The 15,882-nt window shown below is 61.8% G+C and carries 14 protein-coding genes; 6 read left to right on the top strand and 8 right to left on the bottom strand.

Annotated elements, in window-relative coordinates:
* Positions 1-4: 4 nt before the first annotated feature.
* From V6767_RS02645 to V6767_RS02610, 8 genes are all read right to left on the bottom strand, one after another.
* Positions 5-829 carry a carbohydrate ABC transporter permease gene (locus V6767_RS02645; RefSeq protein ID WP_448471995.1) on the bottom strand — a complete coding sequence of 275 codons (825 nt, stop codon included), beginning with the start codon at positions 827-829 and terminating at the stop codon, positions 5-7.
* Positions 826-1,722: a carbohydrate ABC transporter permease gene (locus tag V6767_RS02640; RefSeq protein ID WP_230718305.1), complete on the bottom strand. Its 897-nt coding sequence runs from the start codon at positions 1,720-1,722 to the stop codon at positions 826-828. The genes V6767_RS02645 and V6767_RS02640 overlap by 4 nt, the downstream gene beginning before the upstream one ends.
* 87 nt (positions 1,723-1,809) lie before the next feature.
* Entirely contained in the window at positions 1,810-3,081 is a 1,272-nt protein-coding gene (locus tag V6767_RS02635; RefSeq protein ID WP_448471994.1) for an ABC transporter substrate-binding protein, read from the bottom strand.
* A 115-nt stretch (positions 3,082-3,196) separates the two neighbouring features.
* Positions 3,197-4,261, bottom strand: a complete 1,065-nt coding sequence (locus V6767_RS02630; protein WP_448471993.1) for a LacI family DNA-binding transcriptional regulator — start codon at positions 4,259-4,261, stop codon at positions 3,197-3,199.
* A gap of 150 nt (positions 4,262-4,411) precedes the next feature.
* Complete coding sequence (locus tag V6767_RS02625) at positions 4,412-5,488, bottom strand: ABC transporter ATP-binding protein (RefSeq protein ID WP_448471992.1); 1,077 nt, start codon at positions 5,486-5,488, stop codon at positions 4,412-4,414.
* A 22-nt stretch (positions 5,489-5,510) separates the two neighbouring features.
* Positions 5,511-6,395 (bottom strand): carbohydrate ABC transporter permease, encoded by an 885-nt coding sequence (locus V6767_RS02620; RefSeq protein ID WP_448471991.1) that lies wholly within the window; start codon positions 6,393-6,395, stop codon positions 5,511-5,513.
* A complete protein-coding gene (locus V6767_RS02615; RefSeq protein ID WP_448471990.1) occupies positions 6,388-7,323 on the bottom strand; it encodes a carbohydrate ABC transporter permease in 936 nt (311 codons plus the stop codon). The genes V6767_RS02620 and V6767_RS02615 overlap by 8 nt, the downstream gene beginning before the upstream one ends.
* 115 nt (positions 7,324-7,438) lie before the next feature.
* Positions 7,439-8,731 (bottom strand): extracellular solute-binding protein, encoded by a 1,293-nt coding sequence (locus V6767_RS02610; protein ID WP_448471989.1) that lies wholly within the window; start codon positions 8,729-8,731, stop codon positions 7,439-7,441.
* Between the two features lie 227 nt (positions 8,732-8,958).
* Between V6767_RS02610 and V6767_RS02605 the strand changes: the two genes are divergently transcribed.
* From V6767_RS02605 to arfA, 6 genes are all read left to right on the top strand, one after another.
* On the top strand, positions 8,959-10,158 hold the full coding sequence (locus tag V6767_RS02605) for an ROK family protein (RefSeq protein ID WP_448471988.1): 1,200 nt from the start codon (positions 8,959-8,961) through the stop codon (positions 10,156-10,158).
* A 33-nt stretch (positions 10,159-10,191) separates the two neighbouring features.
* Complete coding sequence (locus tag V6767_RS02600) at positions 10,192-11,292, top strand: Gfo/Idh/MocA family protein (protein ID WP_448471987.1); 1,101 nt, start codon at positions 10,192-10,194, stop codon at positions 11,290-11,292.
* A gap of 65 nt (positions 11,293-11,357) precedes the next feature.
* The gene (locus V6767_RS02595; RefSeq protein ID WP_448471986.1) at positions 11,358-11,999 is read left to right on the top strand and encodes a ThuA domain-containing protein; all 642 of its coding nucleotides are present in this window, start codon (positions 11,358-11,360) and stop codon (positions 11,997-11,999) included.
* Between the two features lie 45 nt (positions 12,000-12,044).
* Positions 12,045-13,076 carry an aldo/keto reductase gene (locus V6767_RS02590; RefSeq protein WP_448471985.1) on the top strand — a complete coding sequence of 344 codons (1,032 nt, stop codon included), beginning with the start codon at positions 12,045-12,047 and terminating at the stop codon, positions 13,074-13,076.
* Positions 13,077-13,247: 171 nt separating this feature from the next.
* On the top strand, positions 13,248-14,174 hold the full coding sequence (locus V6767_RS02585) for an ArsR/SmtB family transcription factor (protein WP_448471984.1): 927 nt from the start codon (positions 13,248-13,250) through the stop codon (positions 14,172-14,174).
* Positions 14,175-14,296: 122 nt separating this feature from the next.
* Positions 14,297-15,805, top strand: coding sequence for an arabinosylfuranosidase ArfA (gene arfA / locus V6767_RS02580; RefSeq protein ID WP_448471983.1), 1,509 nt, complete (start codon positions 14,297-14,299; stop codon positions 15,803-15,805).
* Positions 15,806-15,882 lie beyond the last annotated feature (77 nt).

Raw genomic sequence — 15,882 nt, 5'->3', positions numbered from 1 at the left:
TGACCTATTTGACGGAACCGAGCATGCCCTGGACGAACTGGCGCTGCATGGCGAAGAAGATGATAAGCGTGGGAAGGGTCGCGAGGATCGTGCCGATCATCACCGTGCCGTAATCGGGATAATAGGCGGAGGCGAGCGAGGAGACGACCAGCGTGATTGTCTTGGTCTCGTTCGATTGCAGCACGATCAGCGGCCACAGATAGTTGTTCCAGTAGAGCATGAACACGATGACGAAGGCCGCCGCATAGGTGGAGCGCATCACCGGGAAATAGATGTGCAGGAAGATCTGCCACTCCTTCAGCCCGTCGACCTTGGCGGCATCGCGCAGCTCTGACGGGAACGCCTTGGTGGCCTGGCGGAAATAGAAGATCACGAAGGCCCAGGCGATGAACGGCAGGATGATGGCGATATGGGTGTCGATCAGCCCGGCCTTGGCCGTCATCATGAACAGCGGGATCATGATCGCCGCGAACGGCACCATCAGCGTCAACAGCACGATGGCATAGACCCGGTCGCGCAGCTTCGAGCGGAACACCTCGAAGCCGTAGCCGGCCAGCGAGGTCACCGTGAGCGTGAGGAAGGTGCCGAGACCCGCGATCTTGATCGAGTTCCACATGATCAGCGGCACATCGACCTGCGAGACGAAGGCATTGATGTTCGCCATCAGCGCATTGCCGAAGGTGACCTTGCCGACGACGATATCGGCGGTGGTGTTGGTCGCGCCGATCACCATCCAGATGAACGGAAACACCGAGATGAAGGCGGCAAGCCCCAAAAGGATGTATTTCAGCGAACCGCCGGCGAGGCGGATGAAACGGCGGGCCGTCATGTGCGTTCCCTCGCGGCGTAGAACTGCAGGAAGGACAGCACCGCGACGATCAGCACGATGACGTAGGAGACCGTGGCCGCGTAGCCGAAATTCGGCATGAAGCGGAAGGTCAGGTTGTAGATGTAGAGCGACAGCGTCAGCGTCGCATTCGCCGGTCCTCCCTTGCCCTCGGTCAGGTTGTAGACCTCGTCGAAGAGCTGCAGCGTGCCGATGGTGGAGGTGATCGTGGTGAACAGGATCACCGGCTTCAGCATCGGGATCGTAATGTGCAGGAACCGCCGCCATGAGGGCACGCCGTCAATGCGGGCGGCCTCGTAGATCGACCTGTCGATGTTTTGAAGCGCGGCCAGATAGAAGATCATGTTGTAGCCGGTCCAGCGCCAGGTGATGGCGAGGATGACCAGAACCTTGGCCCAGAACGGATCGGTGAACCATTCGATCGGGCTGTCGGCAAGTCCCACCGCCATCAGCGTGCTGTTGATGATGCCATCGGTGGCGAACATGCTCTTGAACAGGATCGAATAGGCGACCAGCGAGGATACGCAGGGCAGGAAGATCGCCGTGCGGAACAGGCCGGAAAATCTGAGCCGCGGATTGTTGAGCGCATTGGCGAGGATCAGCGCCAGCACGATCATGACCGGCACCTGGATGACAAGGAAGGTCAGCGTGTTGGTCAGCGCTTGCCAGAAGATCGCGTCATACCAGAGACGCTCGATATTCCCGAAACCGACGAAATTCATCATCATGCCGCGGCCGGAATAAAACGACAGCACCAGCGAGCGAATGATCGGATAGAACATGAAGGCGGCGACGAGAATGAGGGCCGGCGCCACGAACAGCCAGCCATTGACGTCGTAGAACCGCTTCAAATTGCCGGGTCTTGCATTTGCCATGGTCGGTCCCAGTTGCCGGCGGGCCGGCTTTCCAACAATCGTGATGGCGAAAGCCGGGGCAGGCGGGCCCGCCCCGGCGGATCGCTTTTACTGGATCTGGAACTTGGCCTGATCGTTGATTGCCTTCAGCACCTCGTCCACCGGCTTGCCGTCGATCAGCGATTGCAGGTTGGAGGTCACCGCGACATCGAGCTCGTTGGTGAAGATGCCGTAATCGACCGCCGGGATCTGGTTCAGCCAGTCGGAGAACTTCTGCCAGACCTTCTCGCCGCCGAAGAACGGATCGGCTTCCTGATAGGCCTCGCCCTCGCGCGCGGCGAGCAGCGAGCCGACGGCGCCGCGCTCGACCAGGATCTTCTGGTAGAAATCGGTGTCCTTGGCGTAGATTTCGTTGAGGAAGTCGATCGCCTCGTCCTTCACGTCGGAACTATCGAGCACGTACCAGCTCGACCCGCCGAGATTGGACGCGTTGCCCGCGCCCTCGACGCCCTCAAGCGACGGAATCGGCGCGACGCCCCATTTGCCGGACTGGTCTTCCTGCGCCTTGATCGTGCCGGTGATCCATACGCCGGTGATGACCGAGGCGACATTGCCGGAGGTGAACGCGTTGACATAGTCCGACCAGCCGGTGGCCGGATAGATCAGGCCTTCCTCGGCAATCTTCGCCTGGGTTTCGAGCGCTGCCTTCAGCGCGGCGTTGTCGAGAACATTGAGATCGCCGTTTTCGTCGAAATACCAGCTTCCGGCCGACTGCATCATGATCCGGGTCATGCCGCCGTCATTGAGGTCGAGCGTGGTCATCTTGTGGCCGGTCTTGGCCTCGACTTCCTTGCCGATCTCGATGAACCGGTCCCAGGTGATGTTTTCCATGTCCTCCGGCTTGAAGCCGGCTTCTTCCAGATAATCGCGGCGGTAATACATGCCGGTGACGCCGGTGTCGAAGGGCATGCCGTAGACCTTGTCGCCAACCGTCATCAGCGACACCTTGTAGGGCGCGAAGGCGGAATAATCGACCACGCCGTCCATGGCCGCGAACGCGCCGGGGAAGGACTGGAGATATTTTTGCGCGCCGTAATCCTCGATCAGCACGATATCCGGCAGCGCATTGGTCGCGCCGGAGGCGAGCGCCGTCTGAAGCTTCTGCTCGACATCGGCCTTGGCGAAGTCGACGACATTGAAGGTCGTGTCGGGGTGAGACTTGGTGTAGATCTCGCCCGCTTCCTTCATGATCGCGACGTTGAAATTGGGGTCCCAGCACCAGATGGTGATCTCACCCGCGAAGGCGGCGGTCGCGCCGAAGACACATGCTCCCGACAGAGCCACACCCGTGATGCGGCCCAGCACTTTCTGCTTATCCATTGGTTCCTCCCGTTTTGGACACTTGCCCGACGGCGCTCCCTGCCGTCCCACGAGAAGCTAACTACAATTTGGAAAACTTGACAATAAAATTTTTAGTAAAAATCAGTAAATAAATTTACCCGGCAGGCGGATGGCGACAGCTGTCGCGCCAGATCATCTCACCCGGAATTGTCACCCGCTTGGTGTATTCGCGGCCGTTGATGCGCTCGACCAGCAGGTCGACGGCGCATTCGCCGATGGCCTCGCCCGGTATCTTCATGGTGGAAAGCGCGGGATTGAGAAACTGGGCGACCGGTATGTCGTTGAAGGAGGCGATGGCGATATCGTCGGGCACCGAAAGCCCAGCTTCGGCAAGCGCCCGCCCGGTTCCAATCGCGATATTGTCGTTCGCGGTGAGGATAATGTCCGGACGTTCGGCGCGGTCGAGCAGGTCGCGAGCATGCTCGTAACCGACCTCGAGCCGCAAATTCTGCCCGTCATTGCAGTCATTGTTGAGGGCGATCAAAGTGGGGTCGAAGGTGCCGCGCGCCTTCTGCCAGTCGACATAGGCCCGGCAGCGCGCCTCGCTGTAGGGCACATCGCCAAAGCTGATCCTGTCCTCCGCCCCGATGAAGGCGATGCGCCGATAGCCGGCAGCGGCAAGGCCATCGAGAATTTTCGTGGTCGCCAGAGCGAGGTCGCTGGAAACACAGTCGAACTGCTCGTCCGAAGGCTGGAAATCGGCGAACACCAGATGATCGCAACATTCCTCAAGAAAGGCGATCTCCGCCGGCCTGTGCTTGCCGATGGCGATGATGCCGGCGACGCCCTGCAACAGACTGCCCTCGTTGAAAAGATCGGCGTGAAACACCTTCACGATTTCGCTCTGGTAATGCTGCGACCGTCGTTCTATGCCCAGCCTCACCCCGATATAATAGGGGTCGATCAGTTCCTCGTCGCGCTCCAGGAAGTGAACCGTGGCAATGCGAGGCATGGCGGCGGCCGGTTGCGGCTGGCGGAACGGCGCGGGCTTGCGGCGATTGCGATTGCGCGGCGTTGCGTAATCGAGCGCCTCGGCGGTCTCGATGATCGCCTTGCGCTTGGCCTCGCTCACCGAAAGCGTGGGATCGTAGTTCAGTACACGGGAAACCGTGCCGGCCGAAACGCCGACCGCCTTGGCAATTTCTCGAATTGTGACCATGATCTTGAACTCCCCGCGGGACTTGGCGTTGTCTGGTAAATATTTACCAAAGCAAGCAGCGCCTGCAAGCATTTTCCACCCGATTTCATTACAATCTGCTTGTTGCACGCCGCCGCAAGCATCTCGAGAAGACAGGCATCGCTGACGCTGCTACAGCGCCTCGCCGGTCTCGCTGTCGAAGATGTGGACACGTTCGGGGTCGATCTTGGCCTCGAAGGGCTGGCCGTGGCGGACCTCGCGTTCGCCGTCGACGATCGCGGTCACATGCTGGCCGCCGAGTTCGAACACGACATGGCTCTGCGCGCCGGTCGGCTCCACCAGCAGCGCCGTGCCGTTGATCACCGAGCCGGTCCCGATATCGGGATTGAGATGTTCGGGACGCAGACCGACCGTGACCTTTCGGTCGGGCGTGAGGCCGGCATGGTCGCCGGAGATCGCCAGCACCGTTCCATCGGCAAAGCGCACCGCCGGCGCGCCGTCCGCGGCGACGATCGTGCCGGGCAGTAGGTTCATCGCCGGCGAGCCGATGAAGGCGGCAACGAACAGATTGGCCGGCTTGCGGTAAAGCTCGATCGGCGTGCCCTGCTGCTCGATCCGGCCCTGATTGAGCACCACCACCCGGTCGGCAAGCGTCATCGCCTCGATCTGGTCATGGGTGACATAGACCGAGGTGGTCTCCACGCGCTGATGCAGCGTCTTGATCTCCGCGCGCATCTGCACCCTGAGCTTGGCGTCGAGGTTCGACAGCGGTTCGTCGAACAGGAACACCGCCGGATCGCGCACCACCGCCCGGCCCATGGCGACGCGCTGGCGCTGGCCGCCGGAAAGCTGCGAGGGCTTGCGGTCGAGCAGCGCCGTCAGGTCCAGCATCCGCGCCGCCTCGCCGACGCGCTCCTCGATCTCGGCCTTCGGACGCTTGGCGAGACGCAGGTTGAAGCCCATGTTTTCGGCCACCGTCATATGCGGATAGAGCGCGTAGGACTGGAACACCATGGCGATGTTGCGCTCGCGCGGCGTCAGATCGTTGACGATCTCCCCGCCGATCGCAATTTCGCCGCCGGTGATTTCCTCAAGGCCAGCGATCATGCGCAACAGCGTGGATTTTCCGCAGCCCGACGGTCCGACAAGGGCGACGAATTCGCCATCCTTGATAGTCAGCGAAACGCCGTGGATGACCTCGAGAGCGCCGTAGGACTTTCTGATATTGCTGAGTTCGACGGATGCCATTTTCGACAAGCTCCCGGAGGGTTCACGATTTCACGGCGCCGGCGGTGAGCCCGGCGATGATGTGTTTCTGGGCGATAAAGAAGGCGATGATCGTCGGCAGGATGGTCAGCGTGATGAAAGCGAGCACGAGCTGCCATTCGGTCGCGAATTCGCCCTTGTAGACCATGATGCCGAGCGGCCAGGGATAGCGGTTCTCCGTGTTCAGCATGATCAGCGGAATGATGTAGCTGTTCCAGCTCTGCACGAAGGCGATGATGCCGACCGTGGCGATGATCGGCCGCGACAGCGGCATGGTCACATGCCAGAAAAAGCCGATATAGCCGCAACCATCGACGAAGGCGGCGTCGAACAACTCCTCCGGCAGGTTGCGGAAATAATTGCGGAACAGCAGGATGCTCATGCCGAGCCCGAATGCCACCTGCGGCAGGATCACGCCCCAATAGGTATCGAGCAGGCCGAGATCGCGGATACGGATATAGAGCGGCAGAATGGCGGTCGCTGCCGGAAACATCAGCCCGATCAGGAAATAGTTGAGCAGATAGTCCGAACCGAAGAAGCGGATATGGGCGAAGCAGAAGGCCGCGCAGGCGGCGAACACGATGGTGAGAAACACGGTGAGCACCGCGATCAGCAGTGAATTGCCCATCTGCAGCCAGTAGCGCTTCGACATCAGGATATCGGTGTAATTGCTCCACTGCCATTGATCCGGCAGGCCGAACGGGCTGCCGCGCAGATCCGGCAGCGTCTTGAACCCGCCAAGCGCGGTGGTGATCAGCGGGATGATGACAATGCCGGCGACCAGCAGCAGCGAGACATAGAGATAGGTCTTGGTGCCGACATTCAGCCTGCGGCCTTCCCCGCCGGATTTTGCCGCGTCGATCGGCGCGCTTTCGGAAATCTCAGTCATTTTTCATGAATATCCGTTTGTAGCTGAAGGCCAGCGTGACGCAGATGATGAACAGAATGACGCCGACGGCGCTGCCGAAGCCGACCTGCATGCGGGTGACGCCGAAATTGTAGAGGAAGGTCACCATGGTCTGGGTCGAGTTGGCCGGTCCGCCGCCGGTGAGCGGCATGACGAGATCGAAAAGCTGCAGCGAGCCGATGACGGCGAAGAACACCGAAAGCCGCACGGTGGAGCCCAGCATCGGCAGCGTCACCAGCCGGAACTTCTGCCAGCCGGTCGCGCCGTCAATGTCGGCCGCCTCCAGGATGCTGCGATCGATCGCCTGCAGGCCGGCGATGAACAGCATCATGTGGAAGCCGAAATATTTCCAGACCACGACGGCGAGGATCGCCGACATGGCGGTATCGGGGTTGGCGAGCACAAACGGCGGCTCCGCGCCAAAGAAATGCCAGATGCCGGCGACGAGACCGAAATCGCCGTCATAGACGAAGCGCCAGATCATGCCGGCGGCGACATCGGCCAGAACATAGGGCAGGAAGAAGATCAGCCGGAAGAACAGCGCGCCCCTGATCTGCTTGGTCACCATCGAGGCGAGCCACAGCGCAAGGGGAAGCTGGATGACGATCGAGACGGCAATGATCAGGCCGTTATTGATCAGCGCCGTGGTGAAGGCGCTGTTGCGGAAGATAAGCTGGTAATTGCGGAAATCGACCCATTTGCTCGGTTCGCCGTAACCGTTCCAGCTGAAGAAGGAGTACCAGGCCGCCTCGCCGATCGGCAGAATGACGAGCAGCGTGAACAGCACCAGCGCCGGCGGCAGGAAGATGATCAGCACCGGCCATTTCGTGTGGGCCAGCGAGCGCCGTCTTCTGGACCTGCCCGGAGCAGGCCCGACCGGCGCGGGCAGGATGGAATCGGTGGTCGTCATTGGCATTTTCCCGCATGCAATGCGGCGGCGGTATGCCGCCTTGCCCGCGCCGCCGGGGACGGCGACCATGGGCCTGGAGCCCGGACGCCGGCAAGCGGCGTCCGGGATCAGCGCGTTACATGTTTTCCAAGTCGTAGGTGTCCTGGATCTGCTGGGCGGCATCTTCCGGCGAGGTCGCGCCGGAGACGATCGCCACGCTCATGTCGTTGACGACGGCGCCGACATTGGGCCCGAGATCCTGGTCGAGATAGTTCTGGTGCCAGGTTTCATCGGCCAGCGCCTCGGCGCTGCTCTTCAGAAGCGGATCGGTGATCGAATCGGCGACGCCGATCGTGACCGGAATAACCTTCTGAACCTCGGAGATCCTGCGGGCGACATCCGGGCTTGTGTAATATTCCAGGAACTTCTCGGTCTCGGGCGGCGCGTCCTTGGTCACGGCCCAGCCCGTCAGCCCGCCCATATTGTCGGTGACGACGCCCGGCGCGCCTTCGATGACCGGAAAGGCGAAGCGGCCGATATTATCTTCGGCAAGCCCCTTGCCGTCGGTGGAATTGCTGATCTGGGTCCGACCGGTGTTTTCAAACGACAGGATCATCGCCGCGCGCCCGTCGCCGAAGGCTGCGAGCGCATCGTTCCAGGTCGCGCCGAGATAGCCGTTCTGGAAGGGTTCAAGCGCGCCAAGCGCCGCAAGCTTCTCGCCGGCCGCAACGAAGGGCTCGCCGGCAAAGCCGCCATTCTCGCCGGCCTTGGCCGCCATGAAGCCGTCATGGCCCGCCTCGCGCATGGCGAGATAGCCCCAGTAGAAGTGGATCGGCCACTTGTCGCCGCCGCCGCCGGCAATCGGGGTGATCCCGGCCTCCTTCAGGGTCTTGACCGCGCCCATGAAGTCGTCCCAGGTTTCGATCGATGTGCCGTCCACGCCGGCCTTGTCGAACAGTTCCTTGTTGTAGAAGAACGAGACGACGCCGTTCAGCACTGGCGCGGCCCAGACCTGGTCGTCAAACGTCATGCCGGCGATCGAGGACGGCTTCAGCGTGTCGCGCCATTTGTTGTTGTCGGCGTCGAGCGCCGGCGTAATGTCCCTGAGGACGCCGGTTTCGGCCTGCGCCTTCAGAACGCCACCGCCCCAGGTGTAGAACAGGCTGGGGATCTCGGACGATTGCAGCAGGGTCGGCAGTTTCGCCTTGAAGGCCTGGTTTTCCAGGAACTGCATCTCGATCGTGACGCCCGGATTGGCCTCTTCGAACTCGTCGGCGACCTGACGCCAGACTTCCACGACCGGCTCCTGGTTTTCCAGATGGAGCCATTTGATGACGGTTTCGGCCGATGCCGTATTCGCCGTCGCCGCAAAGGCGACAAAACCCGCGGCTGCAGCGCCATAACGAAGCCAATTGGCAGTGATTGACATGTTGCACTCCTCCCAAAGTACTTTTTGCACACTCCGGATTAAATAAATGGCGCGGCCTGAATTTTGTCAACCCGAAACTGCCGTCAATCGAGCAAACTGCCTTTAAAATAGCCATGACGTGCAAAAATTGCTTGCATGGCGCGTCTGGCCGGGACTAAGAACAGGCATAAATTATTTCGTGATACGGAAAAATTGCGCCCCTGCCCTGAACCTACCCGACGAGCCCCATGAAGACCGCTGATCCTGAATTGATGCGAGCAATCAACCGGTTGAGCGTGCTGGACACGATCCGGCGCAACGGTCCGATTTCGCGCATCGAGATCAGCAAGCGCACCGAACTGTCGACCAGCACGGTTTCGGCGATCACCGGCTCACTGATCGACGATGGCCTGATCCTGTCGCGGCATGAGGGCGATCTGCGCAATGCCACTGTTCGCGGCCGCCCGCGGGTTATGCTCGAACTCAACCCGGACGCTTCGCGCGTTGTCGGCGCCAAGATCGCGGCAACGCGCATGACCTTCGTGGTGGCGGATTTCTGCGGCGAGGTGCTGTCCGAATTTTCGCTCCCCGTGCGCATTGACCGGATGCCGATCGACGTCATCGCCGATCTGGTGGAAGACGGCGTGCGCGCCTGCGTAATGGATAGCGGGCTGACGCTTGCCGAAATCGACGTGATCTGTCTCGGCATTCCCGGTGTGGTCGAGCACCGCACCGGCGTGGTGCGCTCCAGCCCGATCTTCCGCGACGAGAATGTGGATTTCGCCGCCGTCATGTCGCCGCGCTTCGGCATCCGTACGATCATCGAAAGCGATGTCCACGCCGTCACGCTCGCCCATCACTGGTTCGGCAAGGCGCGCCATCTCGAGGATATGGTGCTGGTCTCGCTGGAGCGCACGCTCGGCCTCGGCGTGCTGCACAACAGCCAGCTTTTTCGCGGCGCGGGCGGGCTCAGCCACAATCTCGGCGACCTCGTGCTCGGCAGCAACGCCGACGGCATGTCGCGGCTGGCAAGCCTTGCCGGCGAAAGCGCGATCCTTGGCGACGGTCCGCGCGAGGGGCTTTATGCCGATGCCGTGCGGCTCGGCCGCGGCATTTCGCACGCCCAGACGTTGATCAAGGCCAAGGACGCGCAAATCATGTCGGCGGCGGAGCGCGCCGGCGATGCCATCGGCGTAACGGTCGCCAACATCGTCACCCTTTTCGCCCCGCCGCGCGTTATTCTCGTGGGTTCCAGCCTTGCGCTTGGCAAACCCTTCATCGACCGGCTGACAAAGGCCTTCAACAGCGCGATCCCGCCATCGCTCGCCGATGTCAGCGAACTGGTCTTTGACGACGCAGAGGATTTCTTCTGGGCGCGGGGAGCGGCGGCCGTCGCACTTTACGAACTGTATGAATCGCCATGGAGCACAACCGGCCCTGCGCTTTGAACGCCGGGCTTCGCGCTTTGGGAGGAGTGAGAAATGGAAAAAGTAGGTATCGGCATCATCGGATGCGGCAATATCTCGGGCGCCTATCTGAAGGCGATGGCCGGGTTCGAAATTCTCGACATTCGCGGCGTCGCCGACCTCAATCAGGCGGCAGCCGAGGCAAAGGCCGCCGAGTTCAATGTGCCCGTCAGCACGATCGATGCGCTTCTGGCCGACCCCAAGGTCGAGATCATCCTGAACCTCACCATTCCGCGCGCCCATGTCGCGGTGGGCCTCAGGGCGCTTGAGGCCGGCAAGCACACCTATTCGGAAAAGCCGCTCGGCATTAATTTCGCGGAAGGGAAAAAACTTGTCGAGGCGGCGGAAAAGGCGGGACTCAGGATCGGCGCGGCCCCTGACACGTTTCTCGGCGGCGGCCACCAGACGGCGCGCGCGATCGTGGACAGCGGCGCGCTCGGCCTTGCCGTCGGCGGCACGGCGAGCTTCATGCGGCCGGGCCATGAATCCTGGCACCCCAATCCCGATTTCTACTACGATATCGGCGGCGGGCCGATGCTCGACATGGGCCCCTATTACATCACCGATCTCGTCAATCTTTTCGGCCCGGTGAAGAAGGTCGCCGGTTTTGCGACCATGCTGCGCCGGGAACGCGAGATCACCAGCGAACCGCGCCGGGGCGAGACGATTTCCGTCAAGGTCCCGACCCATATCGCAGGCACGCTGTTCTTCGAAAACGGCGCGGTCGTGCAGGTGACGATGAGTTTCGATGTCGCCGGCCACAAGCATCTGCCGATCGAGATCTACGGCACGGAGGGCACGCTGCTGGTGCCCGATCCCAATTTCTTCGCCGGGCCGGTCTCGCTTCTGAAGAAGGGCGGCGACTTCGAGGACCATCCGGTCGACCTGCCCTATGCCGACGGCAATTACCGCTCGATCGGGCTTGCGGACATGGCCTATGCGATCCGCAACGACAGGCCGCACAGGGCCAACGGCGATCTGGCGCTGCATGTGCTGGAGGTGATGGAGGCTTTCACCACCGCCGCCGAAACCGAAAAGACCGTCGGGATCACCACCACCGTCGCGCGACCGGCGCCGCTGTCGGATTCGCTTGTCCACGGCGCGCTCGGCAAATAGGCCGAACGGCGAGAAACCATCAACCCGGCCGGTAACATGCCGGCTGACGCGAGAGGAGAGATATCATGCGCGAAGCACTCATTGTCTGGGGCGGCTGGAGCGGCCACGAGCCGGAGGAATGCGCCCACATCATCCGCGAAATGCTGCAGGAGGACGGGTTCAAGGTCTATCTGGAACATTCCACCGAGGCCTTCGCCGACCCGCAGATCAAGGATCTGAGCCTGATCGTTCCGATCATGACCATGTCGAAGATCGAGAAGGAGGAGGTCAAGAACCTGTCCGCGGCCGTCGAGAGCGGCGTCGGCATTGCCGGCTATCACGGCGGGGCGGGCGATGCCTTCCGCGATTCGGTCGACTACCAGTTCATCATTGGCGGCCAGTGGGTCGCCCATCCCGGCAATATCATCGACTACACGGTCAATGTGACGAAGCCGGACGATCCGATCATGGAGGGGATTTCCGATTTCCCCTACCACTCGGAGCAGTATTACATGCATGTCGATCCCTCCAACGAGGTGCTGGCCACCACCACCTTCAGAGGCGACCATGCGGAATGGATCGACGGCGTGGTCATGCCGGTGGCGTGGAAGCGCCGCCACGGCAAGGGCCGGGTGTTCTATTCCTCGCTCGGCCACATCGCCAGCGAGTTCCAGGTTCCGGAAATGGCGACCATCTTCCGCCGCGGCGCCAACTGGGCGGCGCGCTGAGCCGCGCGACCGCCTCTGCCATCAGTCAACAGAAAGGAAACGCTCATGGATTATCGCAGACTTGGAAACAGCGGCGCCGTGGTGACCAGTCTCTGCCTCGGCACCATGACCTTCGGCGACGAGGCCGACGAGGCGACCTCCTTCCGGCTGATGGACGCCTATGTCGAGGCCGGAGGCAATTTCATCGATACCGCCAACGTCTATTCCACCGGCCTTTCCGAGGAGATCGTCGGGCGCTGGCTGAAACAGAAGCCCGGCATCACCAAGGAGCTGGTGATCGCCACCAAGGCGCGGTTTCCCATGGGCGACGGGCCGAACCGCATCGGTCTGTCGCGCAAGAACCTCGCCGAAGCGCTCGATGCCTCGCTGGCCCGCCTCGGCGTGGAGCAGATCGACCTCTACCAGCTCCACGCCTTTGACGCGCTGACGCCGCTGGAAGAATCGCTGCGCTTCCTCGACGATGCCGTCTCCAGCGGCAAGATCGCCTATTACGGCTTCTCCAACTTCCTCGGCTGGCAATTGACCAAGGCGGCCTGGATCGCCAGGGCGAGCGGCTTCTCCGCCCCGGTCACCCTTCAGCCGCAGTATAATCTCCTGGCGCGGGGCATCGAGCACGAGATCGTCCCGGCCTGCCAGGATGCGGGCATGGGGCTTCTGCCCTGGTCGCCGCTCGCAGGCGGCTGGCTTTCGGGCAAGTACAAGCGCGACCAGATGCCGACCGGCGCCACGAGGCTCGGCGAAAATCCGGCGCGCGGCATGGAAGCCTATGACAAACACAATGCCAAATCGGTGACCTGGGAGGTGCTCGGCGCGCTGGAGGACATTGCCGGCGCGCATAATGCCAGCATGGCCCAGGTGGCGCTCGCCTGGCTCGCGGCGCAGCCCGCCGTCACCTCCGTCATTCTGGGCGCGCGCACCGAGGCCCAGCTTGCCGACAATCTCGGCGCCGCTGAGCTTCAGCTCTCCACGGACGAGATCAAGCGCCTGACGGACGTTTCCCACCAGCCGATGCCGGATTATCCCTATGGAGAGGCCGGGGCGGCGCAGCGTTTCCGCAAGATCGAAGGCGGTCGCTGAGAAATTCGAGGCCGGCGGCTTGCTGCCGGCCTCGCTGCTTTTGGGGGCAATGCGGGCCGGGCAGACCCGCGAGGCGGAATTTGCCATTCCGCGTGTCGGGAAATTTGACCGCGCCAAGAATCCTGATATGAACGTTTTTTGACGAACGCCTGCCAGCAGCGAACCACATCCATGCCACGTAACTTTCTTGTCGTTGATCCTGAAAAGGACATGCATGTCATCAAGGGCCTTGCAGCGCCCGCGCGCATTTCAGTCCTCAAGCTGTTGCGGCGCAAGGGCGCGCTCAATGTCAAGGAGATCGGCGAGCTTCTGGACCTGCCGCAGTCGACGGTGTCGCTGAGCGTGCAACTGCTGGAGGAGGCCGGGCTGATCCGCACCGAAAGCCAGCGGGCGCGCAAGGGCAATCAGAAGCTCTGCACCAGCATTTACGATGAGGTCGTCATCATGTTCGGCGATGCCGCGGAGGAGCGCCGCAACGACGCGATCGAGGTGGCGATGCCGGTCGGCCTCTATACCGCCTGCGACGTCAGCGCGCCTTGCGGCCTATGCACAGACGAGGGGATCATCGGGCTTCTGGATGTGCCCGATTCCTTCCTCGATCCGGCGCGCATGAAGGCGGGGCTGATCTGGTTCACGCGCGGTTCGGTGGAATATCAGTTCCCCAATAATGCCCGGCTCGACAATCGCGACGTCGCCGAGATCGAATTCTCCGTGGAACTTTCCTCGGAGATGCCCGGCACCAATCCGGACTGGCCCTCTGACATCACGATCACCGTCAATGGCGTCGATATCGGCCTGTGGACCTCGCCCGGCGATTTCGGCGACCGCCGCGGCGTCTTCACCCCCGATTGGTGGAAGCTGAAGGGCTCGCAATACGGCATGCTGAAGCGCTTCCGCGTGACTGACGCCGGCTCGTTTGTCGACGGCGTCCGGATGTCGGATGTCTGCCTTGCCGATCTCGGGCTCGACAAGAAGCATTCGATCCGCCTCTGTCTGAGCGTGCGCGACGACGCCCGCCACCCCGGCGGCATCAATATCTTCGGCAAGGGTTTCGGCAATTACGATCAGGATATCGTCCTGCGCCTGACGACGAGATAGCCCCGCCGGGATAAAAACCTGCCCGCACAACTCCGGAAAACCGCTTGACGAATGGTCCGATCGGGTCTTTATTATCCATAAATATTGGTTTGTACCAAAAAACAAAATTTCGGGGAGGTAGCATGCAGGCCCGCGTCACCGCGCACAAGAATTTCACCATATCCACGATCGATCCGCGGCTCTACGGCTCGTTTCTCGAGCATCTCGGACGGGCAGTATACACCGGCATCTATGAGCCTGACCATCCCACCGCTGATGAGAACGGCATGCGCCGCGACGTCATCGATCTCGTGCGTGAACTGGACACCCCGATCTGCCGCTATCCCGGCGGCAATTTCGTCTCGGCCTATAACTGGGAAGACGGCATCGGCCCGCAGAGCGAGCGCCCCACCCGTCTCGACCTTGCCTGGCGGACGGCGGAATCCAACCAGGTCGGCATCCATGAATTCGCCCGCTGGGCCGAAGCCGCCAATACCGAGATGATGCTGGCCGTCAATCTCGGCTCGCGCGGGCTCGATGCGGCGCGCAATTTCGTCGAATATGTCAATCATCCCGGCGGCAGCTACTGGTCCGACCTCCGCCGCAAGAACGGCCAGGCCGATCCGTGGAACGTCAAGCTCTGGTGCCTCGGCAACGAGATGGACGGCCCCTGGCAGGTCGGCCACAAATCCGCCGCCGAATATGGCCATCTCGCCAACGAGACCGCCAAGGCGATTCGCGCCTTCGACGACAAGCTGGAACTGGTGGTCTGCGGCTCCTCCCATTCCGACATGCCGACCTTCCCGCAATGGGAGGCCACGGTTCTGGACGAGTCCTATGATCAGGTCGACTATATCTCGCTGCACATGTATTTCATGAACTACGAGAAGAACACGCGCGAATATCTGGCGCTGCCGGAAAAGCTCGACCGCTATATCGGCACGGTCAGCGGCGTGATCGACTATATCAAGGCCAAGAAGCGTTCGAAGAAGAACGTCAAGATCTCCTTCGACGAGTGGAATGTCTGGTATCACGAGCGCGAGGCGGACGAAAAGCGCATGAAGGAGTGGGACTGGCCGCACGCGCCGGTGCTTCTCGAGGACATCTACAATTTCGAGGATGTGCTGCAGGTCGGCTGCATCATCAATACCTTCATCCGCCGTTCGGATGTGGTGAGCATCGCCTGCATCGCTCAGCTCGTGAACGTCATCGCGCCGATCATGACGGCGCCCGGCGGCGCGGCCTGGAAGCAGACGATCTATCATCCCTTCCAGCTCGCCTCGCGCTATGGCCGCGGCACGGCGCTGGCGCTTGACGTCGACTGCGCCACCTATAATGCCGATATCGCGGCGAATGTGTCCTATCTCGACATTTCCGGCGTCCACGACGCGGACGAGGGCACGCTGACCTTTTTCGCCATCAACCGTCACGGAGAGGAGCCGATGACGATTGATCTGGCGCTGGAGCGGTTCGGCGAAATCAGGTCGGTCGAGCACACGCTGATCAAGCATGACGACCTCGAAGCGGTGAATACGCAGGAAAATCCGGAAAACGTGAAACCCGTGAAGCAGGACGGCGCCAGCGTGTCCGGCGGCAAGGTTTCGATTACGGTGCCTGCCTATTCCTACTCGATGATCCGGGTGACGCTCTAGCGTCAGCCGGACCGCCGCTGCGCGCAATCAAGCAAGACGGCGCGCCGCATGCCTCCTGAACCGGGGCCGGCGCGGCG

The sequence above is a fragment of the Martelella sp. FLE1502 genome, from assembly GCF_053484255.1.
This window is presented reverse-complemented; position numbering and strand designations above follow the sequence as displayed.

Coding starts and splice junctions, on each gene's coding strand:
- V6767_RS02635 (WP_448471994.1), bottom strand. CDS start 3,081: ATGGATAAGCAGAAAGTGCTGGGCCGCATCACGGGTGTGGCTCTGTCG.
- V6767_RS02615 (WP_448471990.1), bottom strand. CDS start 7,323: ATGACGACCACCGATTCCATCCTGCCCGCGCCGGTCGGGCCTGCTCCG.
- V6767_RS02625 (WP_448471992.1), bottom strand. CDS start 5,488: ATGGCATCCGTCGAACTCAGCAATATCAGAAAGTCCTACGGCGCTCTC.
- V6767_RS02645 (WP_448471995.1), bottom strand. CDS start 829: ATGACGGCCCGCCGTTTCATCCGCCTCGCCGGCGGTTCGCTGAAATAC.
- V6767_RS02600 (WP_448471987.1), top strand. CDS start 10,192: ATGGAAAAAGTAGGTATCGGCATCATCGGATGCGGCAATATCTCGGGC.
- V6767_RS02605 (WP_448471988.1), top strand. CDS start 8,959: ATGAAGACCGCTGATCCTGAATTGATGCGAGCAATCAACCGGTTGAGC.
- V6767_RS02610 (WP_448471989.1), bottom strand. CDS start 8,731: ATGTCAATCACTGCCAATTGGCTTCGTTATGGCGCTGCAGCCGCGGGT.
- V6767_RS02590 (WP_448471985.1), top strand. CDS start 12,045: ATGGATTATCGCAGACTTGGAAACAGCGGCGCCGTGGTGACCAGTCTC.
- V6767_RS02640 (WP_230718305.1), bottom strand. CDS start 1,722: ATGGCAAATGCAAGACCCGGCAATTTGAAGCGGTTCTACGACGTCAAT.
- V6767_RS02585 (WP_448471984.1), top strand. CDS start 13,248: ATGCCACGTAACTTTCTTGTCGTTGATCCTGAAAAGGACATGCATGTC.
- arfA (WP_448471983.1), top strand. CDS start 14,297: ATGCAGGCCCGCGTCACCGCGCACAAGAATTTCACCATATCCACGATC.
- V6767_RS02595 (WP_448471986.1), top strand. CDS start 11,358: ATGCGCGAAGCACTCATTGTCTGGGGCGGCTGGAGCGGCCACGAGCCG.
- V6767_RS02630 (WP_448471993.1), bottom strand. CDS start 4,261: ATGGTCACAATTCGAGAAATTGCCAAGGCGGTCGGCGTTTCGGCCGGC.
- V6767_RS02620 (WP_448471991.1), bottom strand. CDS start 6,395: ATGACTGAGATTTCCGAAAGCGCGCCGATCGACGCGGCAAAATCCGGC.